The following is a 24,709-nucleotide window of genomic DNA, read 5'->3' as shown; positions in this document are numbered from 1 at the left end:
AATCATGCCATGGCTGTAATTCGTCAACTGCGTTGTGTGCGAATCGGGGCGGGTGCCGGATATTCGGGCGATCGGATAGAGCCCGCTGTCGAACTGGCGGCGCATGGTGCGCTAGACTATCTCGTATTTGAATGCCTCGCCGAGCGAACTATCGCGATCGCGCAGCAGATGCGGCGCGACAACCCTGAACGGGGCTACGACCCGTTGCTCGATGCTCGCATGATGGCGGTTCTGCCTGTCGCTGTGCGCAATGGCGTGCAAATCATCTCCAATATGGGCGCAGCCAATCCGGTTGCCGCTGCACGCAGGACCGCTCAGATTGCGCGCTCACTAGGTTTGCACGGTTTGAGGATTGCCGCAGTCACTGGGGACGATGTGCTTGCCATCGTGCGGCAGGGCGATTTTTATTTCGAGGAGTCGGGCGATAGTGTGACATCGTATGTCGAGCGGCTCGTTTCAGCGAATGCTTATCTGGGAGCGGCGCCCATCGTCGATGCATTGACGGCCGATGCCGATATCGTGCTGACGGGCCGCGTCGCCGATCCTGCGCTTTTCACCGCGCCGTTGATCTACGAGTTCGGCTGGAACATGAATGATTGGGACAGGCTCGGACGAGGCACCGTTGTCGGGCATTTGCTCGAGTGTGCGGGTCATGTCACGGGCGGCTACTTTGCCGACCCCGGTTTCAAGGACGTGCCCAATCTCGCCCGCCTGGGGTTCCCCATCGCGGAGGTCGAGCCCGACGGAACGGCCGTCATTACGAAGGTTGCTGATGCCGGCGGTTGCGTAACCGAGGCGACGTGCAAGGAACAATTGCTTTATGAAATACACGACCCGAGTCGCTACCTGCAGCCTGACGTCGTGGCAGATTTTACCGGGGTCCGCGTATTCGAAGAAGCCCCCGACCGCGTCCGCATAGCGGGAGGCCGTGGTACTGCGCGTACCGATACATTGAAGGTCTCGGTGGCCTATGTGGATGGCTTTATCGGAGAAGGGCAGATGTCATACGGCGGCCCGGGCGCACTCGGGCGGGCGCGTGTCGCACTGGATATCGTTCGAGAACGTCTGCAACTCAGAGGCGTCCAGACCCGCGAGCTGCGCTTTGACCTGATTGGTGTTGACGCACTGCATGGTCCGAGCGCCGGCGCACGCGGCGGCGAACCATACGAGGTCCGTGTACGCGTCGCGGGACGGACCGCTTCGTTAGCGGACGCAGCATGCATCGGCAACGAGGTCGAGACGCTTTACACCAATGGTCCTGCAGGCGGTGGGGGCGCGACCAAGGCAACGCGGGAAGTGCTTGCTGTGCAATCGATCTTGTTACCAAGAGCGCACGTGCGACCAACATTCGAATTTGTGGAGGCGTAAAATGAAGTTGCGCAAGCTCGCCCACTCGCGCACGGGTGACAAGGGAGATACGTTAAATATATCGGTCATATGCTATGACAGTTACCACTATGAGTATCTGCGTCAGACGCTGACGGCCGAGCGGGTGAAAACTCACTTGCAGGATGTGGTACTTGGCGACGTCGTCCGATACGATTTGCCGAATATTGCAGCGTTCAATTTCGTTGCCCAACACGCACTGGGTGGCGGGGTGACCCGATCGCTTGCGCTGGACGCCCATGGCAAGTCGCTGAGCAGCGCGTTGCTCGACTTGGATCTTGAAGATCCAAAGGATATCTGATTAGCTTCCGCGGATAACCGGCCTGCTGGCAGCACAGCCAGGATACGGCGGCATCGCGTGTCGTGTCGTTATGTCATCCGCTCTGTTGTGCAAACCACAGCACGAATATCCGAACGATCACGTCAACGCGCTGTCGCCGGCCGCGAGCAGCGATTTCCACCGCGAGATGATGGCGCAAGGCGGTGCAAGCTCGAAGCAGCCCGCTGCGCGGGCATGCCTTCACGGCGTCCCGGACCGCGTTGCCTGTCCGCCGGTGATCGACCGGCGCGCCGCATAGGCAAGCAGGGCAGCCGTCGCGGCATTGAACACGAATAGGCCGCTCGGTCCAAGCACGGTCATCGCCACAGACGCAATCGTCGGCCCCGATAGTCCGCCGATCGAAAACAGGATCAACAGCGTCGCACTGATCGCAATGCGTCGGTTTGCGTCGATATGATCGTTCACGTAGGAGACGATGAGACCGTAAAGCGTGAACGCCGCAGCGACATACACGAGCGTCGCGATGCCGACAAACCAATGCACGCGCACGATGATCAACGATGCACTAAGGGTTGCGGCCAGCACCGCGAGGTAAAACACCAGCACACGGCGTTCGATGCGGTCCGATAGCTTGCCAATTGGCCATTGCGACAGCAATGCGCCGATCAGCACGATGCCCATGAAGTGCGACAGTTCGCTAACCGAAAAGCCGATGCCGGTCAGGAACACCGGGGTCATCGAATAAAACGCACCGGACAGCAACCCGGCGCAGATGCAACCGGGAATCGCCAATGGCGTGTCGCGCCACAGGTCGATGGCATGGCCGATCCATGACCGGGGGCGGCGCACGCCGGCCCGATCCTCGAACACGTGCACTGGCCAACCTTCCAGCAGCGTGACGGGCAGGATGGCGCCGACAAACAGCGCACCGACGATCAGCAGGTTGCGCCCGCCGGATGCGCCGGCTATGTCCAGCAGGAACTGCCCCGCGCCGACGCCCAGGTACGTGATCGCCAAGTACGTCGAGAATACCCGGCCGCGCATTGCGTTCGGAACCGCGCCGTTGAGCCAGCTCTCGACGCACGCGTAGACGCCCATGAACGCAACACCGCTGCAAAAGCGCAGTGCGCCGCTGACCCACGGCGAGTCGAACGTGCCGAATGCGAGCGCAGTCAGCGCAGCGCCAGCCGAAAAGGCAACGAACGCCCGATGCTGGCCGATGCGCTCGATCAGCCGGCTGTTGGTCACGGCCCCAGCGACAAATCCTACGTAGTAGCACGACTGCACGAGCCCGACCGCGACCGTTGACAGTCCCGCATGCAGCATCCGGATCGGGATCAGCGTTGTGAACAGTCCGTTGCCGATCATCAGCACCGCGTACGCGGCGAGCAGGCCGGACAGCGAACGCAGCAATGCACCGGTCGGATCCGGTTGAACGGCGGGGCGCGGCAGGTCGTGCCATTGACGCGCGGCTGCCTCGGAGGGCGGCGGCGCGGGCGGGGGTTCCAGCGGGACATCCTGCGCCGGATCGGCTGGCGGATCCGGCGGTGCGTTCGACGTATGCTTTGCCGATGGCTCGGACGCAGCCGTGTCAGAGGCTGCCGTTCTGGGCATTGCCGTCGCCACGTTGAGATCGAGTTGTGGATCGTTCATCCCCGGCCTCCGATGCGGCACGAACCGGGTAGGCAAGATGACGGCTGAGGCGAAACAGCGTTACGCAGCATGAATATAGAACAATCGATCAACAGGAACGGCTGCGTGTACACTGCGGTAGGGCAGCACGGCACACGCGGCGCTGTGACAAAGTGGGTGCTGCTATACCCAACGGGAGTGGAAACTGCCGGGTTTGTCGATGCGTTCGAACGTATGGGCGCCGAAGAAGTCGCGCTGCGCCTGAATTAGGTTCGCCGGCAATGTTTCGGCGCGGTACGCGTCGAAATACGCAATCGCCGACGCGAACGCCGGCACCGGCACACCGGCTTGCACCGCCGCAATCACGACCTCGCGCAGCGCCGCCTGATATTGTGCGGCGACATCGCGGAAATATGGCGCGAGCAACAGGTTGGCCAGCGCCGGATCCTGTGCATACGCGTCGGTGATTTTTTGCAGGAAGCGCGCGCGGATGATGCAGCCGGCGCGGAAAATGCGCGCGATCGTGCCATATTGCAAATCCCATCCATACTCATCGGATGCGGCACGCAATTGCGCGAACCCTTGTGCGTACGAAATCACCTTGCTCAGATACAGCGCGCGCCGGACTGCCTCGATGAACGGCTCGCGCGCGCCCGCCAGCGCGCGCGGCGACGGGCCGCCCAGTTGGCGACTGGCCGCCACCCGCTCGGATTTGAGCGAGGACAGCACGCGGGCGAACACCGACTCGGTGATCAACTGCAATGGCACGTTCAGATCCAGTGCGTTTTGGCTAGTCCATTTGCCGGTGCCTTTCTGCGCGGCGCGGTCAAGCACGACATCGACCAGATCTTGGCCGGTCTCGTCATCCTTGCGCGCGAAGATCTTGGACGTGATATCGATCAGGTAGCTGTCGAGCTCGCCTTCGTTCCATTGCGTGTACACGTCGCGCAATTGCGCGTTGGACAAGCCCGCGACATGCTTGAGTACGGCATAGCTTTCGGCGATCAACTGCATGTCACCGTACTCGATGCCGTTATGGACCATCTTCACATAGTGGCCGGCGCCGTCCGGCCCCATGTACGCGACACATGGCTCACCATCACCGGCACGCGCGGCAATGCGCGTGAGGATCGGTTCGACGCGCTCGTATGCGTCACGCGGCCCGCCCGGCATGATCGACGGGCCGTGCAGCGCGCCTTCTTCGCCACCCGACACGCCGGCGCCGATGAAATGCAGGCCAGCGTCGGCCAGTTCGCGATGGCGGCGCATCGTGTCGGTGAAATGGGTATTGCCGCCGTCGATCAGCACGTCCCCTCGATCCAACAGCGGCTTGAGCGCAGCAATGGTGTCGTCGGTCGGCGCGCCGGCCTTGACCATTAGCAGAATACGTCGCGGCGTTTCGAGCGATTCGACAAACGCTTGCAACGTATAAGTCGGGACCAGCTTGCGATCTGGGAATGTCGTGATTAACGCGTCAGTGCGCTCACGCGTGCGGTTGTAGACCGATACCGCGTAGCCGCGGCTTTCGATGTTCAATGCCAGATTGCGACCCATGACCGCGAGTCCGATTACGCCAATGGCCTGCTTGCCCATGTTGCAGCTCCGAAACGCGTTGCAAGTCTCCGATTGTCGCATCTTCGCACAACTTGCGCGGATCGGTTGAACACCTCAGAGCAGTGACGGTTTCGATTCGCGGTTGAGCAGTTGCGACATCATGGCGCTGTCGATCGGACGATAGTAGAAATTGCCGGCCATCTCGAAGCATTCGAGATGGCGGAAAAACTCGAATTGTTCGAAACTGTTAACGCCATAGACGGCGATCTTTAGGCCGGTGGAGTGCGCATGTGCCACCAGCAGCCTGGCGAGTGTCTCGCCGGTGCGTGCCTTAGCCGATGGCGACACCAACGCGCCATCGAGTTTGATTCGGTCCAGTGGCAGCGTGGCCAGGTGCTCGTCGCCCTGCGCGCGAAAACGCACGTCCGTGACGGTGCTCTGGACCTGCAGCGCATGCAGCGCGGACAGTGCCGCATCAGCATGGGTCAAATCCTCGAGCAGTGCCGTTTCCGCGATGTCCAGTTCCAGGTAGCGTCCATGCAAATGCGCCTGCTGCAAGATAGCTCCCACGCGTTGCGCAATGTCCTGCACGCGGAATAGCGCAGCGGGGATCGGCACTGCGACACGGATCGGCGGCAGCCCAGCCTGTTGCCACTCGTAGTTTTGCTGACAGGCCCGGCGTAGCATCCACTCGCCTAGCTCGACCGCGATCTCGCTGTCGTGCGCGGCGCTTAGCAGAGCCGATTGGGCGACTGGCTTGCCGTCCGGGTCCGGCCAATACAGCGATACGACGGCCCCTTCTATCCAGCCGCTGGTCAGATCGACCTGGGGTTGATAGCGCAGCCTGAACGTGTTGTCGCGTATTGCCTGTTCCAGACTCTCGTTGAGTGTCATTGATGCGTTAAGACTGGCGTTCATACCGCCCGTGGCATAGAAAGAGGACGCCGTTCCAGGCTGGATGAAGGCAAGAGCCCCCTGGGTGGTTACTTTAAGTATGGCCCCGTCGATCGTGCTTTCCCCGGCACTGATAACATCCTTGTCGGATTTTCGTCATCGTGTAAAAACTACCCAGTCGATGCGGATCTAAACTTGACTCGTGTTGATTGTTCGCGTGCAGCGTTAGGGTTCGCGCCGACTGGACGGCCCTCAATATAGCGACTTTCCGGGCGGGCGAATGTCAAGGATGTCAGAGCACAAGCGTCGCGCGACGTCCGGACAACCGGCCAGACGTCGCTCACGCAAGCTATATGCCAGCGGCCCGCCAGGGCGACGGGCCGCTGCGCCTACGCGTCGGCGTGACGGTTCAGGCTCGCGAAGGTGGCGCCTTTGTCCACGAGTTCGACGAGCAACGGCGACGGTTGCCAGAACAACGGATCTTGACGCGCGAATTCTCGGATATCGGCGAGCACGTTCGCCAGACCCCGCGTGTCGGCGTAGTGCATCGGGCCGCCATGATAGCGCGGAAATCCGTAGCCATGTACGAGCACGACATCCACATCGAGCGGCCGCAATGCAATGCGTTCATGTACGACGTTGGCGCCCTCGTTGATCATGGCGGCCAAATAGCGGCGCACGATTTCCTCGTCAGTGAATTCGCGCGGTGTTATCCCGGCCCGCTGCCGCTCGGACGCGATGATGGCCTCGACCTCGGGATCGGGCGTGCCGGTGCGTTGGCCCGGCTCATACAAGTAGTAGCCGCGACCGGTTTTCTGGCCAAACCAGCCACGTTCGCACAGGCGGTCCGGAATCTGTACGTAGCGGGCGCGCGGATCGCGCGTGGCCGCGCGGCGCTTGCGGGCGGCCCAGCCGATATCGCCGCCGGCCAGGTCGATGACCTGGTATGGCCCCATCGGAAAGCCGAAATCGCGGATCGCGCGATCGATCTGGTACGGTGAGGCGCCGTCCTCCATCATCGCATCGGCGGCAGCGCGATACACGGCCAATAGCCGGTTGCCAATGAACCCGTCGCACACTCCGGCTCGCACAGGCGTCTTGCGTAGACGCTTGGCGAACTCGAACGCCGTAGCCACGACGTCGGCATCCACCTTGGCCGGCACGACGATCTCGAGCAGCTTCATCACGTTGGCTGGCGAAAAGAAGTGCAGCCCGATCACGTCATTCGCGCGCCCGGTGCTAGCGGCGATCTCGTCGATGTCCAGATATGACGTGTTGGTCGCCAACACGGCGCCGCGCTGGCAGACGCGGCCCAGTTCCGCAAAAACGGCTTTCTTCACCGTGAGATCCTCGAATACCGCTTCGATGACCAGATCCACGTTGGCCAACGCATCATACGATGTGCTGCCGTTGAGCCGGGACAGCGTGGCGGCACTGGCCGACGCGCTCAGCTTGCCCTTGGCGACCAGTCCGTCGTAGACCCGTTGCACGTGGGCCCGCCCTCGTGCCAGCGCCGCATCGTCGCGTTCGATCATGGTTACCGGAAAGCCCGCATCGAGCGCGGCCACCGCGATGCCGGCGCCCATCGTGCCGCCGCCGATCACGCCGATCGTGTCGATCGTGCGCGGCGATGCATGCTGGCTTTCCGGTGTGTTGGCGGCTTCACGCTCGGCGAAGAATGCGTGCACAAGCCCCGCGCGCTGCGGGCTATCAAGGCATTGCAGGAACGCCTGGCGTTCAAGCTTCATCCCTTCGTCGAACGGCAAATCGATCGCTGCTTCGATCGCCTCGACGATCTTCAGCGGCGAGAACAGCCCACGCGAGCGGCGCACGACGTCGGCGCGGGCGGCCTGCACGGCCGCATGGCTCGCGTCGCGATCGGCGAGCGCCTTGGCGGAACGGGTCGGACGTGCTCCGGCGTGCGAGGCCAGCAGCGCCTGCACATAGGCCAGGCCTTCCGCTCGCGTGTCGTCGCTCTGGCTGATGCGGTCCAGCAGTCCGAGCTGGAGCGCTTCGTCGATGCCGACATGGCGTGCGCTCAACGCCAGATCGAGTGCGGCACGCGCGCCGATCAGCCGCGGTGTGCGCTGCGTGCCACCGGCCCCCGGCATCAGGCCGAGCTGCACTTCCGGCAAGCCGAGTTTCGCGCCGGGGGTGGCGATCCGGTAGTGCGCGGACAGCGCGATTTCCAAGCCGCCGCCCAGCGCCGCGCCGTGAATCGCGGCAACCACGGGTTTGCAGCACGATTCGATGCGCTGGCACACCTCCGGCAGCGACGGCGGCAATGGCGGCTTGCCGAACTCGCGGATGTCGGCGCCGGCGATGAAGTGGCGGCCCGCGCCGAGCAGCAATACCGCTGCGACCTCGTCGCAGGCTTCAGCAGCGTCGATTGCGTCGATCAGCCCGCGGCGCACCGCGACGCCAAGCGCATTAACCGGCGGATGGTCAATCGTGACAACCAAAACCTTACCGTGTCGTTCATGGCTCACGGGTTGGCTCGGGGAGGGAACGAGGGTCATTGGGCGTATCTCCGCAATAGGTGGGGGCGCACGGCGCGCTTCGCCGGCCGATTGTCCAATCGATTGACAATTACAACAGTGATTGACAGACTGTCAAAAAATTTTGAACCATCGCGTGATGGCGCCATGCGTCATGTCCCGTGCGCTGCGAAGCGCGTGCCATCATGAACCTGAACGCCCTTACGTTGCTGGTCGAAATCCTCGAAGCCGGCAATCTCAGCGAAGCCGCACGCCGGCTGAAGATGTCGCGTGCGAACGTAAGCTACCACTTGAACTAGTTGGAGCGTGCGGTTGGCTGCAGCTGCTGCGCCGGACCACGCGGCAGCTGGAGCCGACCGAGGTGGGGCTGCGGCTCGAGCGCGCGAGACAACCGCAGCCGGTGAACATCGCGTTGAACGAGGCGACGTGACGGGATACGTCATCAGGGGTTATCGGGTACGGCGCGACACTGCGCGGGCTGTGCGCGCGTGATGGTGAAGCAGGGATGCGAACAGCGCTTCGTCGGCCTTCAGGCGCCGGTGCTGGTGCAGCGGCTTAAGTGTGGCAAGCGCACCTGTTTCGAAAGCTTCGATTACTACAGGATGGATATAGCATTTACGGCATACGGCAGGCGTGTTGCGCAGCAGATCGGCGACCTGCCGGACCGTGTCAACCACATGCCGGCGTGCGCGCGTGAGATTACACGGCGGAATCTGACGCAACGCGCCAAGTGCAAGGACGCTACCTGACCACGTTCTGTAGTCCTTGGCAGTGAACCCTGTTCCGCTTATCTCGCGCAGGTACGCATTAATGTCGGTTGAGCCAATAGCGTGCCGCTCGCCGTACTCGTCGACATACTGGAATAATTCATGGCCAGGCAAGTCCAGGCAGCGTCGCACGATGCGCACGATACGTGGGTCGTCGATGTCGACGTCGTGCTCGACGCCGCTCTTGCCACGAAACCGCAGTCGCATGCGGTCGGTGTCGAGCGCCAGGTGTTGTTTGCGCAGGGTCGTTAAGCCGTAGGACCGGTTCTCGCGCGCGTATTCGGGGCTGCCGATCCGCACCAGCGTACGATCGAGCAGCCGTACCAGCGCCGCAGCCACTTTTTCGCGCGGCATCCCTGGACGCTGCAGGTCCCGCGTCACGCGCGCGCGGATTTTCGGCAACGCGCGCGCAAAGTCGGCCATCCGTGCGTATTTGTGTGTGTCGCGCATCATGCGCCACGCAGCGTGATAGCGGTATTGCTTACGCCCGCGCGCGTCACGGCCGGTGGCTTGCAAGTGACCGTATGGGTCCGGGCAGATCCACACGTCGGTATACGCGGGCGGTATCGCCAGCGCATTGATGTGCTCGATGCGTGCGCGATCGCGAATGCGCGTACCGCGTGTGTCGAAGTACGCGAACCGGCCGTTAACCGCACGGCGTGTATAGCCGGGCTGCGTGTCGCTCACGTAGCGCAACTGCTCGCACGCATCGGCATCGGGCGCAGGGCGCTGTCGGCGGCGCGGGGTGGCTCGTGTTGCAGTCGAGGCCGGTGTGTCAGGCATGGTGTTTCACGGCAGCGGCGAGAGAAGGCACGCGGCGCGGCGCAATCTGTATGCCCGTCACGCCCTGGGCCGGGAATGCGGTCTGCTAGAACACTGGCAGGACGCGCCGGCGCGCGTCCGTCCATGCACTCATGGGGGAAGCAAATGAGGCGCGCAAGCAAAGTGCTGTATCGGTGGGTCCCCGCCGGTGCGCTGGTCACGGCTGTGCCAGGCGTATGTGTGGCATACGATGGGCCCCCGTCCCCCGATACCAAGTCACCGACAAACCGGACCGGTACGGCGATGAGAACGGCGCCGTCGGCGCCGCGGGGCAACGCGTCCGGCATGCGTGCGTGCGGCGGGGCGATCACCGGCACCCGCGCGGGCAGTGGCTACCAAGGTAGTAGTGGCGTGGCGGTCGTGCGCTACCTTTGAGCGGCGTACGTGACATTGGTGTCAGGATCGGTGGCGCGCCGGGCATCGGTGGCGGCGCTAGTGGGGCGGCACGCGGCGCGGCGGCGGCCTGGCCGAGAGTGCGGGACGGAAGCTGGCTCGCACTGGGCTCGACCGACATGGTTTTTAGATTGAGGAGCACGACTGATGGAACGAAAGTCAAAGGACGCACCGGCGAAGCCGGGTGATGCGCGATCTCCGCAACCGGCAGGCGCGCCGCGGCAACGCCTCGACGTGCCGACCGCAGCGGATCGCCGGCTCACTGAAGCGCAGAAGGCGACGATGACAGGGCATCCGCCCCCACCCACCAACGCAGGGCAGGAGCCACTGCCCGCCCCGAACGACGTAGGGGAAGACGCGTGAGCGAGCGTGGTCAGTAGCGCAAACGGAGGTTGCCGTCGATTTTGACGCGGTCGCCGGGACGCAAGTTGCTGGGCGACGGCACGCCGAATGTACGAGGTATGCCGTTGCTCAGCACCACGACGACTCGATAGCCGGTAAAGGTGGCCTGCGCGTGCTGCTGGCCGATCCTATTGCCGGCGGCGTTGCTAGGGGGGCCAATTACGGTGGCGGCATCGCGCCCATGGCCACGGCTGATCTGGTGTGCGCGCAGAGGGCGCTGCCGTGGTGTTCCGTGACGGTTGGGATGAGGGATTGGAGCGTATATTAGCGTGGCGGCCCGTTGATGTCCTCGATGCTGTGTGATGCCAGCCAAACCGTTGGGACGAGCGCTGTTTCGCGTCGAGCAAACGGCGCGCGGATGCGCCGTGCAGCGTGCTGTCGAAGCTTGTCGCTGAGTCGATATCCGTCGGTAGGAGAGTGGCGAATACGCCGGCTGGACGGCCAAGCGCGACAAGCAGAAGTGGGGCGGCGCTGCAGGAGTGGCCCGAGCGACGCAGTGCAGTTTTTCGTCGATCTATGTCCGAAATTTGATGCAGTTTTTTGCTATTTCGTTCGTCACCGCGCGTCGAATGGGCTGCTCTATTGCTCTCCTCCTGCAATATTGTGCATCCAGCTTTCAGCTGTTAGCCAAACCCGCGGCAACCGCGGGCCTGGAGGTTATCGATGCACGCCCACCCAGCCAGTGTACCTACCCGTTGACCAGCGCGCAGTCGGAAATCTGGCTCGCTCAATTGATTCATCCGGACTGCCCAATATACAACGTCGCCCAATACACCGCGATCCGCGGTCCGCTTGACGTCGTATTGTTCGAGGCGGCTTTGCGGCAGGTCGTCGAGGAAACGCAAAGCCTGCGTGTGCAGTTCGTCGAGCTTGATGGCCAGATGAGGCAATACGTTGCGTCGCCGCACTGGGAGTTGCAACTTGTCGATATGAGCGAGGAGGCCGACCCCTGGGTCGCCGCGCACGCGTGGATGCGCGCTGACTATGAGCGTGCAATCGACTTGATGGGCACGGGAATGTTTCGCAATGCGCTGCTGCGCGTGGCCCCCAATGAAGTCCTGTGGTACGAACGCCATCATCATGTGCTAATGGACGGCTATTCAGTTGCACTGTTCAGGCAGCGTGTCGCGTACGTCTATACTGCCATGTGTGCCGGCGTTGACCCGGATCCACCGCTCGCCCCCCTATCGGGGCTGTTGGAGCGTGATTTCCAGTATCAGGGTTCGTCGCAATGGGCGCTGGATGAAGCATATTGGCTCGAGTATTGTGCACACTGGCCTGTGCCGATTACATTCGCTGCCCAGCCGGCGCCAGCGTTGCAGCATCGGCTCAGGTATGAGCGGCAGCTGTCCAGCCCCGCAGTACGGCGCTATGCCACGGACAGCAGGCGGTTCGCGCAGTTTCTGACAGCGGCCTTCGCAGCCTACCTGCACCGGTTGACTGGCGCGGAAGAAGTGGTGCTGGGCCTGCCCGTGGCGGCCCGCTTCGGCGAAGATAAGCGCATTCTAGGCTCATTGACGAACATTATTCCGCTACGTTTCAGCGTGTGGCCGGACATGGACCTGGCGACGCTGATGGAGCAGGCGGCGCAGCACATTCAACATGGCTTGCGTCATCAGCGCTATCCGAAGGAAGCGCTGTGCCGCAAACTCCAGTTGCCGTCCGGACATCCATTGCTCGGTCCTCTGGTCAATGTCATGTCGTTTCATGACTTAACCATGGGACCGTGTCGCGTCAGCTATCACAACCTGGTGAGCGGACCGGTGCAAGATGTCACGATGGCGGTGTACGCGTTGTCGGACGATCAGCCGCTGCAGTTGCAGTTCGACGTCAACCCTGCTACCTATAAGAACGACGCGTTCGCCGCGCACTTGGACCGCCTGATCCGCTTTATCGAGCGGGCCGCCGCTGAACCTGCGCAGCCCATCGGCCGCCTAGCGCTGCTCGATGCCCAGGAGCGGCACCGTTTACTGGTCCAATGGAATGCGACGGTGCGCGCGTATCCGGCCAGCCAGTGCGTGCACCGCTTGTTCGAGGCCCAGGTCATGCAGCAGCCGGACTAGGTCGCGCTGGTGTGTGGGACGCAGACGATTCGGTATGCTGAACTGAATACCCGGGCCAACCGCCTCGCGCACCAGCTCATTGCGCTCGGCGTGCGGCCCGACATGCGCGTTGCCGTCTGCATGGAGCGCTCAGCGGCGATGGTCGTGGGGTTGCTGGCCATTCTGAAAGCGGGCGGCGCCTATCTGACGCTGGATCCGGCCTATTCGAATGCGCGCCGCGCGCACATCCTCAACGATGCGGCCCTCGTAGTGCTGCTAGCTGATGCCGCGGGCCGGGCAGCACTGGGCGAGGACGCGCTCGCGCCGCTTGTCGTGATCGACCCCGAGGACGTCCAGCACGGGGTAGAGACCAATCCAGCCGTACCTGGCTTGAACGCGCATCACCTTGCCTACGTTATCTACACGTCGGGCTCGACCGGCACACCCAAGGGTGTGATGGTCGAGCATCGCAATCTGGTCAATCTCTGTACCTGGCATAACGAGGCTTTCGATGTGCGGCCTGGCACACGCAGCTCAGTCACTGCCGGTGTGGCGTTCGATGCGTGTGCGTGGGAGATCTGGCCGGGCCCGTCGGCGGAAATCGGCCGCGTGCTGCGGGAAAAGCTTGATCAACTGCACGGCGTGCCGTTGCACGAGCGCAGCCGAGTGATAGCGGCCTGAACGTTGGCGCCGCATGCCGATATCGGACGCGGTGCCATGGGATGTGCGCCAGTGAGGGGCGCCATGCCGCATTGCACGGTATGCACGTGCGTTTTGCGGATAGAATTGACACTTTAACCTAAATTAGGCGTTGTCAACCAAGGGTTTTCCCGAATCTGTTCGAAAACGGACTTTACATTTGCGATTTAGAACATTAAATTTCGCGCAGCGATGTAGTGGGCGTAATGACGGGATTGAATGTTCAAAAACGAACATGATGGCCGGACTGCCTCGCCTCGCGCGGCACTGCACTGTACAGACGGTGCAGCGTTCAACAACGGCCAAACCGACGGAGACAGTCATGGAAGGCAAGTACGTCCTGGCGCTGGACCAGGGCACCACCAGCTCGCGCGCGATCGTGTTCGACCGCGGGGGCAATATCGTATCGACTGCTCAAAAGGAATTCCGCCAGATCTATCCTCAACCCGGCTGGGTTGAGCACAATCCGCAGGAAATCTGGTCGACCCAGGCGGGGGTTGCCGCCGAAGCCGTCGTGCGCGCGGGGCTGAACGGTGGGTCGATCCACGCATTGGGCATCACAAATCAACGCGAGACGACAATTGTATGGGACCGCGATACCGGGCTGCCGGTTTATAACGCCATCGTCTGGCAGGACCGGCGCACCGCCGATTTTTGTGCTGAGCTTAAGGCACGCGGACTTGAGGGCGCGGTTCGCGCGAAGACCGGCTTGCCGATCGATGCTTATTTCTCCGCGACGAAGATCCGTTGGATCCTGGACAACGTCGCTGGCGCGCGCGATCGTGCTAAGCAGGGCAAGCTCGCGTTCGGCACGGTTGATAGCTGGTTGATTTGGAATTTCACGCGTCACAATACGCACGCGACGGACGTGACCAATGCGTCCCGCACGATGCTGTTCAATATCCATACGCTGGACTGGGACGACGAACTGCTAGCCGAACTGGACATCCCGCGCAGCATGATGCCGCAGGTCAAGCCGTCCTCGGGGCTGTACGACGCTACGAAGACCACCGTGTTTGCGTCGCGGATCCCGATCGCCGGCGTGGCGGGCGATCAGCATGCCGCGCTGTTCGGGCAAATGTGCACCACGCCCGGCATGGTCAAGAATACGTACGGTACGGGCTGCTTCCTGGTGATGAACACCGGCGACAAGCCGATTGAGTCGCGCAACAACCTCGTGACGACGATTGCCTGGCAAATCGACGGCAAGACCACCTATGCGCTGGAGGGCAGTATCTTCATCGGCGGCGCCGTGGTGCAATGGCTGCGCGACGGGCTGGGGATCATTAAGCAGGCGGCCGATATCGAGGCGCTGGCCGCCTCCGTGCCGCACAGCGATGGCGTGTTCCTGGTGCCAGCCTTCGCGGGCCTGGGCGCGCCGCATTGGAACCCGCACGCACGCGGCACATTGTTCGGCGCCACGCGGGGTACCACGGCTGCGCACATTGCCCGCGCCGCGCTGGACAGCATTGCCCATCAATCGTTTGACGTGCTCAAGGCAATGGAGGCCGATGCAGGCCAGCCGATCACCGAGTTGCGCGTCGATGGGGGCGCGGTCGAGAACAATCTGCTGATGCAATTCCAGGCGGACCTCCTCGGCGTGGACGTGGTGCGCCCGCGCGTGACGGAGACCACCGCGCTCGGTGCCGCCTACCTGGCGGGGTTGGCGACCGGATACTGGGACGGCCTCGATGAGGTCCGCGACCAGTGGCAGCTGGACCGGCGCTTCACGCCGGCGCTGGATTCGGAGGAGATGGCGCGGCACAGGGCCGGCTGGCAGCGCGCGGTGTCCGCCGCGATGATGTGGGCGGCGGCCTGATTGACGACAACGGAGATTATCATGACCAATGCGTTGATCGCGGAATTCATCGGGACCGCTCTGTTGGTATTGCTCGGCGACGGCGTCGTCGCCAATGTGATTCTGGGGCGCACGAAGGGTCACAATAGCGGGCTGATTGTGATCACGATAGGCTGGGCAATGGCTGTATTCGTGGGTGTCCTCTGCTCGGCTGCCTATAGCGGCGCGCACTTGAACCCGGCCGTGTCTGTGGCGCTCGCCGTTGCCGGCAAGTTCGCGTGGGCCAAGGTGCCGGCCTATGCAGCTGCGCAAATGCTTGGCGGCATGTTCGGCGCGTTCGTGGTCTGGCTCGTCTATCGTAAGCACTTCGAGTCGACGGATGGCCCGGACACAAAGCTCGCGGTGTTCTGCACGGGCCCGGCGATTCGCAATACGTTGGGCAACCTCACATCAGAGATCGTCGCCACCTTCGTGCTCGTGTACGCGGTGCTGCACATGGCCGCGCCGTCTGTGGGCCTGGGCGCGATCAATGCGCTGCCGGTCGCATTGGTGGTGCTGGGCATCGGTGTGTCGCTTGGCGGCACAACCGGCTATGCAATGAACCCGGCGCGGGACCTGAGTCCGCGGATTATGCATGCACTGCTGCCCATACCGGGCAAACGCGATAGCGACTGGGGCTACGCGTGGGTGCCGGTCGCCGGCTCGTTGATCGGCGGTGTGCTGGCGGCGCTGGTTTCTGTGCAACAGGGATAGAGGGGAGCCGCCTTCCGCGCGGCTGAGCACTCCGGGACGCCAGCGCGCTATCAATATAAAGACAAAGAGAACCCTGCGCCGGTGCCCACCGGCGCAGCCGTGCCTGATGACCCGACGCACACGTGTTGCGCGGTAGGCCAGGCCGCCCGCCCCCGAGACATCTGTGCGTGCCGGTCTCCATGTTCCGTGCTCACGCTCGGGCCGTCGCGCGCCGTGTCATCTGGTTTGGCGTGTCCCCCGTTGGGGCGTCGTCGTGCATTTTCCGTGCCGCTCATGATCCGCTTCAGTGCGCACCGCTTCCGCGAAACGTTGTAGGGCGGTGACCGAGCCGTGCACGCTTTGATACTGCTCACGCCCGATCTTACCGTCTAGCGTCACGAAAAAGCCGGACTGCTTTGCCAGTTCGAGGATGTCCATCCTGCTACAAGCCTCCATCTAAATACTGCCGTTTTCGATCGCTGTCACGCATGCGACCAGCGTGTGTCCACGCCACCTCATGCTTCCATGCTACACGCTTACTGGCGCAGCGATGGAACGATCGGTGCGTTGCCTCGCCAGCAACGACCTAGATGTGCCGCGTGCCCGAGTGCGTCGAACGGCCTGCGGCAAAATGGCTGTTGCGGGAATCGTGCCTGCTCGCATAATAAATGCGACCGCGGTGACGGCACGCGTGTTGCAAGGCCGTCTTTTCATCTCGGGATGACGGCATGTCGGACCGCGGTTTGCCGCGGCTATCAGGTGCATTACGTGCGCTGGACCGGATGCCGTTCCAGCCACGCGTTCTCCTCGTCGGTATAGAGCCTGGAGCGCGTCAGGAAGCGCAGGCCGGTCGGTCTCTCGGCGGAGAACATGCCGCCGTTGCCTGGCACCACGTCGATCGTGAGTTGCGTATGCTGCCAATACTCGAACTGCGCGGCGCTCATGTAGAATGGCGCGCCGCCGATCTCGCCGAGCCGCACGTCCGAGTCGCCGATCAGGAACTCGCCGGCAGGGAAGTACATGGGCGCGCTGCCGTCGCAGCAGCCCCCGGACTGATGGAAGATCAGCGCGCCATGCTCCTGGCGCAGCGACTCAATCAATGCGAGTGCCGCCGGCGTCGCGACGACGCGCGGCACTGGCTCGCAGCGAGAATCGGACGTCATCGTCAGAACAAGCCCAGCGGCTTGTCGCTATAGCTGACGAGCAGGTTCTTCGTCTGCTGATAGTGATCAAGCATCATCTTATGCGTTTCGCGGCCGATGCCTGATTGCTTGTACCCGCCGAACGCCGCGTGCGCGGGGTATGCATGATAGCAATTGGTCCAGACGCGTCCGGCCTGGATCTGGCGGCCGAAGCGGTACGCGCGTGTGCCATCGCGAGTCCAAACGCCAGCGCCCAGTCCATACAAAGTATCGTTGGCGATTTCCAGTGCCTCGTCTTCGGTCTTGAACGTCGTGACGGAGACGACCGGCCCGAAGATCTCCTCCTGGAAGATGCGCATCTTATTGTGGCCGCGGAACACGGTCGGCTTCACGTAGTAGCCGTTGGCAAGTTCGCCGGTCTGGGCATTGCGCTCGCCGCCGATCAGACATTGCGCGCCTTCCTGCTTGCCCAGGTCGATGTAGGATAGGATTTTCTCGAGTTGCTCGCGCGAGGCCTGCGCACCGACCATCGTTTTCGGATCCAGCGGATGCCCCTGCGTGATCGCAGCGACGCGCTTGAGCGCGCGTTCAATAAACCGGTCATAAATCTTCTCGTCGATTAGCACACGCGACGGGCAAGTGCAGACCTCGCCCTGGTTGAGCGCAAACATGGTGAAGCCTTCGAGCGCCTTGTCGAAGTAGCTGTCGTCGCGATCCATCACGTCGGCAAAGAAGATGTTCGGACTTTTGCCGCCCAGTTCCAGCGTCACCGGGATGATGTTCTGGCTCGCATACTGCATGATCAGTCGGCCGGTGGTGGTCTCGCCGGTGAATGCGATCTTGGCGACTCGCTTATTCGACGCCAGGGGCTTGCCTGCTTCGAGGCCGAAACCGTTGACAATGTTCAGCACGCCCGGCGGCAGCAGGTCCTGGATCAGCTCCATCACGACCAGGATGGATACGGGTGTCTGCTCCGCCGGCTTGAGCACGACACAATTGCCGGCGGCCAGTGCCGGCGCGACCTTCCACACGGCCATCAGGATCGGGAAATTCCATGGAATGATCTGGCCGACCACGCCCAGGGGCTCATGAAAATGATACGCGACGGTATCATGGTCAATTTCGCACACCGAGCCTTCCTGTGCGCGCAGACAGCCGGCGAAGTAGCGGAAGTGATCGATCGCCAGCGGGATGTCGGCAGCCATCGTCTCACGCAGCGGCTTGCCGTTGTCGATCGTCTCAGCGACGGCTATGCGCGTCAGGTTGGTTTCCAGGCGATCAGCGATGCGGTTCAAGATGTTCGCTCGCTCGGTCGGCGAGGTGTTGCCCCACGCGGTCTTGGCACGATGCGCGGCGTCCAGCGCGAGTTCGATATCGGCCTCGCGCGAGCGGGGCACCGCGGTGAACGGCTCGCCGGTCACCGGCGAAATGTTGTCGAAGTACTCGCCGCCGACTGGCGCCACCCATTCACCGCCGATGAAGTTGGCGTATTGCTTCTTGTACGGGAATTCCGTGGTTAGGAACTGCATTTCAGCGTGATTCATCTCGGGTGTGCTCCTCACATATCCATAGACTGGCTTTAGCTCGGTGCCGCGCATCGACGCGCGCGGCACCGAGCTAAAGCCAGAAGCGTGCCAACGGTGCGCGTTGGCGGGATGAGGTAGCGGTGGCTGACCCGGATCGCCGATGAGAGGAATGTCTCGCCATCGCGCCGATGCGCTAATTGTCCTGTTTTGCAACAATCGTCCCGAATTGGAGCAGTGCGCCGCGTCGATTGCTGGTCGCTGACTGGCGCCCCGGCAGGTGGTATCGTTGCGACATATCGCCGTGAACTGCTCGAGGCGACTGATACACTGCCGCTGAGCGTGTCGCCGCTTCGCCGTGGCATACGCGGTGACGCCGGCCAGCCAGCAAGTTGACGCGCAAGTGCCTGCGGTGGTGTCAGCAGCGTAGTGTGCACTGGCGAGCGACGCTCGAGCCGGGCGGGGTGGGAACGCGCGAGCCGGCGCGTGCCGGGACCAGCCGCACCAGCGTAATCTCTGACGGTGCGCCAATGCGCTTCGGTGGCCCCCAATACCCGGTGCCGCGACTCGTGTAGACCCATAGCTGCGACAGCCGGTGCAGGCCGGCGGTGAACGGCTGTTGCAGCCGCACGAAAAAATTCCATGGGAAGAACTGGCCGCCATGGGTGTGTCCGGACAACTGCAGCGTGTAGCCGGCTGGCACGGCTGCCGACGCGGTACGCGGCTGGTGGGCCAGCAGGATCCTCACGGCGGCGTGCGGCGGCGCACCGCGCAGCGCGCCGGCCGGATCGCTGGCATGCGTGGCGTCGAAGTGTCCCGCCGAATAATCCGTGACGCCGGCCACCACGACGCACGCCGTACCGTGGTCAATCACCACGTGTCGGTTCATCAGCACGGTCAGGCCCAGCCGCTCGAACTCGTCGATCCACGCATGCACACCGGAATAGTATTCGTGATTACCGGTGACCAGGAATGCGCCGTGCCGCGCCTGTAGCCGCTCCAGCGGCCGGGTGTGGGGCGCCAGTTGCTCGACGCGGCCATCGACGATATCGCCGGTGATCGCGATCAAGTCTGGCCGCAGTGCATTGACCGCCTCGACGATTGCCTCGACATAGCCGCGCTTGATTGTCGGCCCGACATGGATGTCGCTGAGCTGCGCGATTGTGAAGCCGTCCAATGCGTCCGGCAGCCCATCGATTGGGACTTCGACAGTGACCACGCCTGCGCGTCGGCGCGCATTGACGAAGCCCGCGAATGAGGCCAGCAGCGCAAGCGCGGGCACGGCGGGTGCCGAATCGCGCTGCCATTGCTTAAGCGGCCAGTGCGCCGCGAGCGCGGCATCGAGCGCATGCACGAAGAGCAGTGCAACGTCGCGCGCGAACGTGAGCACGAGCAATGACGAGAAGAATCCCATCGCCAGCATGCCCGCCCACGCAAGCCAGTCGGAAAGCGGTTGCCGTTCGATTGCCTGCGCCAGCATCCCGAATAAAATCAATATGACGGACAGGCCCAGGCACGCGACTGCTGCGTCGCGCACGGCGGGGCCGCCTGGCAGTGCCGGCACCAAGCGCACGCCGACGTAAAGATGCATCAAAATACCGATCGTGATGATCCGGATTAGAAAATTATAGCGTCGCATGACATCCTTTCGCGGTAGGCCGCCTGTGCGGTGGCTGGGCAGGGGCAGGGCCATTTTAGCGGTAGACTCACATACGGCGCTCGACCGCGGCTCAAGAGAATCGCAACGGAACCCTGGATTCAGCCCGTGACGTTAAGTGGACAGGCAATCGTGCCCGAGTTGCTCAGCCTCGACCATGTCGACGCATTGGAGGAGACCATCACCGACCGCCGGCTATGGGCGTTGTGGGCGTCGAGACGCTGCACTGTCGCTTGAAATCGGTGCAACGTGGTATGCGCCGTGGTATCAGCGTACCGCGGTGAATACGCAGGCGAAGCTGCTGTTGCTCGCCCATGCGCTCGAGCGGTTGATGCGATGGCGGTCGAATTCCGCACCCGTTATATGAACACCGCGGTGCGGTCGGCGATCCTACAATTGGGTGTAAAGCAGGACGGCAGCTTGTGCAATCACCTAGTCGCGGCTGACGGCAGCTATCGCGACACGGTGGTGCTCTCAATTTTGGAGTCCGAATGGCCGGTGGTGTGCAACAATTTGTGTTTTTGGCTGCAGCGCGATCCGGCATGGTGAGCCCGCGACGGGTCTGTCGCCGCTGTTTCCAGTCACGCAGTAAAATGCTTTGCAGCAACAACAAGGGCCTCGCTCGCAATAACCAATGAAACGTATTCTCGTGGTCAAAGTCACGTCGCTTGGCGACATTGTGCAGGCGCAGCCCGTTGTGTGGGACCTGCGGCGCGCCTTTCCTGACGTCCGGATCGATTGGGCGGCGGACGAGGCGTTTGCCGAGGTGGTTCAATGGAATCCGGGCGTCGACCGCGTGTTGTGCGCGCCGCTGCGACGCTTCAAGAAAGCGCGCAACCTGGACGACCTGCGCGCCATCATCGCGTCGATTCGCACATTGCGCAGCCAGCGCTATGATCTGGTGCTCGATATTCACGGCGTCTACAAAAGCGCAATCATTGCCTTCATCGCCCGGTCGCGACGACGTTATGGCTACTGCCGCGAGAACCTCGGCGAGGCCGGTGCGGCATTCGCGTATACCGACCGGTTTGACCGACAGGGTTCGTCGAATGCGTGGTATGCCATGCGCCGCAGTGTCGGCGATGCGCTCGGCTATTCGGTCGAGGGACGCCCGCATTTCGGCCTGAAGCTGCCGCCCGCGTTGCCGCTGTCGGCGATCGGCGGCTCGGGGCGGCGTGCCATGCTGTTCCACGCGACATCAATCGATGTAAAAAAGTGGCCGGCTGGGCATTGGATCGATGTGGCTCGGACCTTGACTGCACGAGGCCTGCAGGTCCTATTGCCCTGGGGCTCGAAACGGGAGCACGACGAAGCATGCCGGATCACCGCGGGTGTGCCACAGGCTCAGGTATTGCCCAAGCTCACGGTGACAGAGTGTGCGCAGTTCATCGACGCATCGGAACTCGTGGTCGGCGTGGACACCGGATTCGTGCATCTTGCCTATGCACTTGGCAAGCCGACCGTGATGATCTTTACCGCGACTTCGCGTTTGCATTTCGGTATCGACATACCGGGTCGCGCCACCTCAGTGGGGGACGAAGGGCGCCCGCCCGCTGTGCGCGATGTGCTGGCTGCAATTGACTCGGTGTACCCGTGCGGGGTTGCAAGCCCCGTTTCCGCTGGGCTCCGTGTCGAACCGGTCGGGGCCATGAAGTCGCGTCCGACGATAATCCCGTTCCGGCATGAGGCAGCTTGACCGTGCTGAAGCCGCACGGTGGGAACCTGTGCCGATGCGCGGCCCTCGTCGATATGCCGGGCAACGGAACTGTCACGGGTGAATTGATTTAGAATTTAGCAGCGCGGCGTCACGACGTGGTCCGCGCGTTGAGTGCGCAGGTGCGTCATGCGTGGACGTGGTCCGCGGTGGCCGGGCTTGCACTGGCATAGCCTGCGATGACGTGGCAGGCGATGGTAATTGCCACAGCGGATAAGGCAGCGTGCGCCCGGGGCCGGTCATCGTCTGATCGATGACGTTTTCCACGTTGGCCGTCTCGCGTAGCGCCGATAGAAAGCGTGTACGCTCGAAGTCCGGTGCGACGCAGCCTTGAACGTAGATGAAGCGCCGTTGTAACCCCAGCCACAATGCCATGTGTGTTGGTCAAGCGGTGAATGGCGCGATGCTGGCTAAGCGCCGCTGCACGCTGAGTGCGATTTCGGCGTCGTAGGCATAGCTGTTGGACAACCGGCAGCAGCGTCCTTCGTTTCAGCAGGTATTGCCTCTCTCATGCGAGAGTGCGTGTCTCCCAACCATTCCTGCTTCATCTGCATCGGTCTGGACAGTACCGAGCAATCCGCGACGGCGTGGCGCACCTGGAAGGCAGGGTTATTGTCGCGCAACGCTACCCCGATGGCACCGCATATACGCCATGCAACGGGCATGGGGAAAAGGAGCCAAGCGGATGCGTCATAAGTGCGGGTGGATCAAACGCACGGTTGCGCCCCGCGTGGCTGATGCACACCGAGTGAACGAATATGAACTGGCGCAGCTGCTCGATAAACCGACGACTGTACGTCGTCATGGCTTGACCCGAGGCCCTAGCCGATAACGCGTTATCCGCCAAAAATCCAGCGATTACGGCACAGGATTATGTTTATCCGCCCGCTTTCATCTACCTTACGGCGCGGCATCGCTTTGCGCTGCGTGTATCTGATTTTTTGCTGAGCTTGCGAATGGACTTTGATCTGAATACCACTTTAAACAACTATCCGGCCTATATCTGCACGGTTGAGGCATGCTCGCAACCCGCCGCGTTAGCGCCACCGCCATTGAAGCCGCCAAGCAGTGCTTTGGCTAACACGTTGGCCAGCCGGCCCACGACATACCAGGATCTGCCAGTCGAAATTCTCCAACAAGTGGCCGATTACATGCCGCCCGACGATATCGGTAATCTGTCAGCTGTGAACAGCCAGACCTATCATGCGCTGCAAGAAAGGCGACTGAGCTGGCTTTGTCGCCAACGCATTTCCCATGCCGGTGCGCTGGATCGCACGTCGGTACAACAGTTGTTGACCGAAATTGAGCGTATTGGCACTGGCTTCCTGCGCGCTGAATTGCTTCAGGCGCTGTGGCAACGAGCAAGAAGGCAGTACATAGTGAAACCCGAGGTATTCATAGCGATCTTCCAAGCTGCAGGCCGTGTGCCAAAGCAAGGCTTGCAGCTACAAAAAGACATGATCGGGACCATACGTGGGATTCCAATTCAGTATCAGCGCAATCTGTATAGGTTTGTGTATGCAGACGCCGAAAGACGCTCTCTTGAACAGGGCAGCACCTGGGGCGCCGTTGCATCGGTGCTGCCAATCTACGGCCGGACGCCACCGGAAAATTTATGGTTTGACGCACCACAGATTGAAAGTGAGTATCGAGCTCTTTTAAGCCGGCTACCTGCGTTGGACACGTTTGGACAGGCGGAACTGATAACGGCATTAGCCGAAGTGCTAGGCGCATTCTCATTATCTTCCCCGTCCTTCAAATATTATGCTTATCGTTATGATGTTGCGAGCGCGACGATCATTGAATTGTACGAAACACTGTTTCAATGGATGCAACGCCTACCAGCGTCGCATCGGGGCGCGCCGATCGGCGCACTAGCCGATCGAGTATCGATGCTGCCAGAGGCACAAAGGCCAATGTACCTCGCTCATCTGCGGCATTTGACGCTGTCACTGCCGGATCATCAATTAGGCAGCGCGTTACGCTACTTGCCGGGCGCGTTAATGATGCAGCTACCTCCAGATCAACATGCGCATGAGCTTGCGCTGCTCGAACCCGCCCTTGAGCGCGTGCTACCCGCACAGCGCGGACTAGCAGCGCTCGGGCTGCTTGAAGAAACACCGCGGTTGAACGATGCACTGTTAAAGCAGGTATGGCAGCGTGCGATGCGTTTGCTCGACGGCAGCAATGGACCCAGCATAGCGGAAGTGTTCTACGATATCCACTTACGGATTGGACTGAAACTCAATAACCAGCAATGGGAGGCCGCAAAAACTGAAATTACGGCCTTCTTCGGGCGTAACCAGTTCGATCAAGCCACGCGCAATGAAATGATGAACTCCCTAAATTATTGTTGGTTCCGTAAGTATCAAACACCGTAAATAGCTCGCGGCCGCGATGCTTGGTAGCGGTTAAAGGCGCGCGATTTCGACCTGGTGTCGCTCGTGGCACAACACTTAAACATCGTCGCGCCGGCGTGCCGCGTCTATCACGGCGGCGCGGCGAGTACACGCGACTGACAATCACCGCTCGGATCGACTCGGTCGCGGTACACGATGCCGGCGATGGTGTTATGGCAAGACGCCCATGCGCACCTTCCTCGATTCACTAGCACTTGCCAAGGAGAAACTGAGGCTACCCCCAAATCAGGGCCGTTCTAAAGTGGAAATTTCCGGCTCTTGAGGCTCCCCCCAAATCAGGGCCGTTCTAAAGTGGAAATTTCCGGCTCTTCGGGGTGGGCCGAATCGGCCCGGGGCCTGCACTGGCAGGCGAAC

21 protein-coding genes and 2 pseudogenes are annotated in these 24,709 nt (G+C 62.1%); 13 read left to right on the top strand and 10 right to left on the bottom strand.

Annotated elements, in window-relative coordinates; all coding sequences use genetic code 11:
* Window positions 1–9 precede the first annotated feature (9 nt).
* Window positions 10–1,368 carry an acyclic terpene utilization AtuA family protein gene (locus B0O95_RS13640; protein WP_104078368.1) on the top strand — a complete coding sequence of 453 codons (1,359 nt, stop codon included), beginning with the start codon at window positions 10–12 and terminating at the stop codon, window positions 1,366–1,368.
* 1 nt (window position 1,369) lies between these two features.
* Entirely contained in the window at window positions 1,370–1,687 is a 318-nt protein-coding gene (locus B0O95_RS13635; RefSeq protein ID WP_104078367.1) for an AtuA-related protein, read from the top strand.
* A gap of 219 nt (window positions 1,688–1,906) precedes the next feature.
* Here B0O95_RS13635 and B0O95_RS13630 read toward each other — a convergent pair whose 3' ends face one another.
* The 4 genes from B0O95_RS13630 to B0O95_RS13615 all read right to left on the bottom strand — a co-directional run bounded on the left by B0O95_RS13630 (window position 1,907) and on the right by B0O95_RS13615 (window position 8,265).
* Window positions 1,907–3,319, bottom strand: coding sequence for an MFS transporter (locus B0O95_RS13630; RefSeq protein ID WP_104078366.1), 1,413 nt, complete (start codon window positions 3,317–3,319; stop codon window positions 1,907–1,909).
* Between the two features lie 162 nt (window positions 3,320–3,481).
* A complete protein-coding gene (gene gndA / locus B0O95_RS13625; protein ID WP_104078365.1) occupies window positions 3,482–4,891 on the bottom strand; it encodes an NADP-dependent phosphogluconate dehydrogenase in 1,410 nt (469 codons plus the stop codon).
* Window positions 4,892–4,966: 75 nt separating this feature from the next.
* Window positions 4,967–5,746: an EAL domain-containing protein gene (locus B0O95_RS13620; RefSeq protein ID WP_233203377.1), complete on the bottom strand. Its 780-nt coding sequence runs from the start codon at window positions 5,744–5,746 to the stop codon at window positions 4,967–4,969.
* Between the two features lie 389 nt (window positions 5,747–6,135).
* Entirely contained in the window at window positions 6,136–8,265 is a 2,130-nt protein-coding gene (locus B0O95_RS13615) for a 3-hydroxyacyl-CoA dehydrogenase NAD-binding domain-containing protein (protein WP_104078363.1), read from the bottom strand.
* Window positions 8,266–8,429: 164 nt separating this feature from the next.
* Between B0O95_RS13615 and B0O95_RS13610 the strand changes: the two are divergent.
* Window positions 8,430–8,668: pseudogene (locus tag B0O95_RS13610) on the top strand (LysR family transcriptional regulator); the annotation flags it as partial.
* Window positions 8,669–8,693: 25 nt separating this feature from the next.
* Here B0O95_RS13610 and B0O95_RS13605 read toward each other — a convergent pair.
* Complete coding sequence (locus B0O95_RS13605) at window positions 8,694–9,794, bottom strand: DNA topoisomerase IB (protein ID WP_104078362.1); 1,101 nt, start codon at window positions 9,792–9,794, stop codon at window positions 8,694–8,696.
* Window positions 9,795–9,938: 144 nt separating this feature from the next.
* Between B0O95_RS13605 and B0O95_RS15675 the strand changes: the two genes are divergently transcribed.
* A complete protein-coding gene (locus B0O95_RS15675; RefSeq protein WP_146064085.1) occupies window positions 9,939–10,208 on the top strand; it encodes a hypothetical protein in 270 nt (89 codons plus the stop codon).
* Window positions 10,209–10,373: 165 nt separating this feature from the next.
* Entirely contained in the window at window positions 10,374–10,589 is a 216-nt protein-coding gene (locus B0O95_RS15670; protein WP_146064084.1) for a hypothetical protein, read from the top strand.
* Between the two features lie 10 nt (window positions 10,590–10,599).
* Here B0O95_RS15670 and B0O95_RS16700 read toward each other — a convergent pair.
* Window positions 10,600–10,830, bottom strand: a pseudogene (locus tag B0O95_RS16700) (hypothetical protein); the annotation flags it as partial.
* A gap of 328 nt (window positions 10,831–11,158) precedes the next feature.
* On the opposite strand from B0O95_RS16700, the gene B0O95_RS13595 reads away from it, so the two are divergent.
* The 4 genes from B0O95_RS13595 to B0O95_RS13580 all read left to right on the top strand — a co-directional run bounded on the left by B0O95_RS13595 (window position 11,159) and on the right by B0O95_RS13580 (window position 15,920).
* Window positions 11,159–12,691, top strand: coding sequence for a condensation domain-containing protein (locus B0O95_RS13595; protein WP_104078360.1), 1,533 nt, complete (start codon window positions 11,159–11,161; stop codon window positions 12,689–12,691).
* Between the two features lie 9 nt (window positions 12,692–12,700).
* The gene (locus tag B0O95_RS13590; protein ID WP_158249500.1) at window positions 12,701–13,351 is read left to right on the top strand and encodes an AMP-binding protein; all 651 of its coding nucleotides are present in this window, start codon (window positions 12,701–12,703) and stop codon (window positions 13,349–13,351) included.
* A gap of 340 nt (window positions 13,352–13,691) precedes the next feature.
* Window positions 13,692–15,188: a glycerol kinase GlpK gene (glpK, locus tag B0O95_RS13585; RefSeq protein WP_104078358.1), complete on the top strand. Its 1,497-nt coding sequence runs from the start codon at window positions 13,692–13,694 to the stop codon at window positions 15,186–15,188.
* Window positions 15,189–15,209: 21 nt separating this feature from the next.
* Window positions 15,210–15,920 (top strand): MIP/aquaporin family protein, encoded by a 711-nt coding sequence (locus B0O95_RS13580; protein WP_104078374.1) that lies wholly within the window; start codon window positions 15,210–15,212, stop codon window positions 15,918–15,920.
* Window positions 15,921–16,136: 216 nt separating this feature from the next.
* Here the strand turns inward: B0O95_RS13580 and B0O95_RS13575 are convergent, their stop codons facing one another.
* The 4 genes from B0O95_RS13575 to B0O95_RS13560 all read right to left on the bottom strand — a co-directional run bounded on the left by B0O95_RS13575 (window position 16,137) and on the right by B0O95_RS13560 (window position 20,203).
* Entirely contained in the window at window positions 16,137–16,337 is a 201-nt protein-coding gene (locus B0O95_RS13575; RefSeq protein ID WP_104078357.1) for a hypothetical protein, read from the bottom strand.
* A 326-nt stretch (window positions 16,338–16,663) separates the two neighbouring features.
* The gene (locus B0O95_RS13570; protein WP_104078356.1) at window positions 16,664–17,062 is read right to left on the bottom strand and encodes a DUF779 domain-containing protein; all 399 of its coding nucleotides are present in this window, start codon (window positions 17,060–17,062) and stop codon (window positions 16,664–16,666) included.
* A 2-nt stretch (window positions 17,063–17,064) separates the two neighbouring features.
* Window positions 17,065–18,585 (bottom strand): aldehyde dehydrogenase, encoded by a 1,521-nt coding sequence (gene adh, locus B0O95_RS13565; RefSeq protein WP_104078373.1) that lies wholly within the window; start codon window positions 18,583–18,585, stop codon window positions 17,065–17,067.
* A 397-nt stretch (window positions 18,586–18,982) separates the two neighbouring features.
* Window positions 18,983–20,203, bottom strand: a complete 1,221-nt coding sequence (locus B0O95_RS13560) for a metallophosphoesterase (RefSeq protein ID WP_104078355.1) — start codon at window positions 20,201–20,203, stop codon at window positions 18,983–18,985.
* Window positions 20,204–20,329: 126 nt separating this feature from the next.
* Between B0O95_RS13560 and B0O95_RS16960 the strand changes: the two genes are divergently transcribed.
* The 4 genes from B0O95_RS16960 (at window position 20,330) to B0O95_RS13540 (ending at window position 24,316) form a co-directional block, all read left to right on the top strand.
* Window positions 20,330–20,458, top strand: a complete 129-nt coding sequence (locus B0O95_RS16960; protein WP_255779358.1) for a hypothetical protein — start codon at window positions 20,330–20,332, stop codon at window positions 20,456–20,458.
* Window positions 20,459–20,557: 99 nt separating this feature from the next.
* Complete coding sequence (locus B0O95_RS13555) at window positions 20,558–20,770, top strand: hypothetical protein (RefSeq protein ID WP_370641801.1); 213 nt, start codon at window positions 20,558–20,560, stop codon at window positions 20,768–20,770.
* 85 nt (window positions 20,771–20,855) lie between these two features.
* Window positions 20,856–21,917, top strand: coding sequence for a lipopolysaccharide heptosyltransferase I (gene waaC / locus B0O95_RS13550; RefSeq protein ID WP_104078354.1), 1,062 nt, complete (start codon window positions 20,856–20,858; stop codon window positions 21,915–21,917).
* A 974-nt stretch (window positions 21,918–22,891) separates the two neighbouring features.
* Window positions 22,892–24,316 (top strand): F-box protein, encoded by a 1,425-nt coding sequence (locus tag B0O95_RS13540; RefSeq protein ID WP_233203376.1) that lies wholly within the window; start codon window positions 22,892–22,894, stop codon window positions 24,314–24,316.
* The last annotated feature ends 393 nt before the right edge of the window (window positions 24,317–24,709 follow it).

It is taken from the genome of Mycetohabitans endofungorum (assembly GCF_002927045.1).
GTDB classification, from domain to species: Bacteria; Pseudomonadota; Gammaproteobacteria; order Burkholderiales; family Burkholderiaceae; genus Mycetohabitans; species Mycetohabitans endofungorum.
Note: the sequence above shows the minus strand (reverse complement) of the source record. Positions and strands in the feature narration are given on the sequence as shown.

Coding starts and splice junctions, on each gene's coding strand:
- B0O95_RS13640 (WP_104078368.1), top strand. CDS start 10: ATGGCTGTAATTCGTCAACTGCGTTGTGTGCGAATCGGGGCGGGTGCC.
- B0O95_RS13635 (WP_104078367.1), top strand. CDS start 1,370: ATGAAGTTGCGCAAGCTCGCCCACTCGCGCACGGGTGACAAGGGAGAT.
- B0O95_RS13630 (WP_104078366.1), bottom strand. CDS start 3,319: ATGAACGATCCACAACTCGATCTCAACGTGGCGACGGCAATGCCCAGA.
- gndA (WP_104078365.1), bottom strand. CDS start 4,891: ATGGGCAAGCAGGCCATTGGCGTAATCGGACTCGCGGTCATGGGTCGC.
- B0O95_RS13620 (WP_233203377.1), bottom strand. CDS start 5,746: ATGACACTCAACGAGAGTCTGGAACAGGCAATACGCGACAACACGTTC.
- B0O95_RS13615 (WP_104078363.1), bottom strand. CDS start 8,265: ATGACCCTCGTTCCCTCCCCGAGCCAACCCGTGAGCCATGAACGACAC.
- B0O95_RS13605 (WP_104078362.1), bottom strand. CDS start 9,794: ATGCCTGACACACCGGCCTCGACTGCAACACGAGCCACCCCGCGCCGC.
- B0O95_RS15675 (WP_146064085.1), top strand. CDS start 9,939: ATGAGGCGCGCAAGCAAAGTGCTGTATCGGTGGGTCCCCGCCGGTGCG.
- B0O95_RS15670 (WP_146064084.1), top strand. CDS start 10,374: ATGGAACGAAAGTCAAAGGACGCACCGGCGAAGCCGGGTGATGCGCGA.
- B0O95_RS13595 (WP_104078360.1), top strand. CDS start 11,159: ATGCAGTTTTTTGCTATTTCGTTCGTCACCGCGCGTCGAATGGGCTGC.
- glpK (WP_104078358.1), top strand. CDS start 13,692: ATGGAAGGCAAGTACGTCCTGGCGCTGGACCAGGGCACCACCAGCTCG.
- B0O95_RS13580 (WP_104078374.1), top strand. CDS start 15,210: ATGACCAATGCGTTGATCGCGGAATTCATCGGGACCGCTCTGTTGGTA.
- B0O95_RS13575 (WP_104078357.1), bottom strand. CDS start 16,337: ATGGACATCCTCGAACTGGCAAAGCAGTCCGGCTTTTTCGTGACGCTA.
- B0O95_RS13570 (WP_104078356.1), bottom strand. CDS start 17,062: ATGACGTCCGATTCTCGCTGCGAGCCAGTGCCGCGCGTCGTCGCGACG.
- adh (WP_104078373.1), bottom strand. CDS start 18,585: ATGAATCACGCTGAAATGCAGTTCCTAACCACGGAATTCCCGTACAAG.
- B0O95_RS13560 (WP_104078355.1), bottom strand. CDS start 20,203: ATGCGACGCTATAATTTTCTAATCCGGATCATCACGATCGGTATTTTG.
- B0O95_RS13555 (WP_370641801.1), top strand. CDS start 20,558: ATGGCGGTCGAATTCCGCACCCGTTATATGAACACCGCGGTGCGGTCG.
- waaC (WP_104078354.1), top strand. CDS start 20,856: ATGAAACGTATTCTCGTGGTCAAAGTCACGTCGCTTGGCGACATTGTG.
- B0O95_RS13540 (WP_233203376.1), top strand. CDS start 22,892: ATGGACTTTGATCTGAATACCACTTTAAACAACTATCCGGCCTATATC.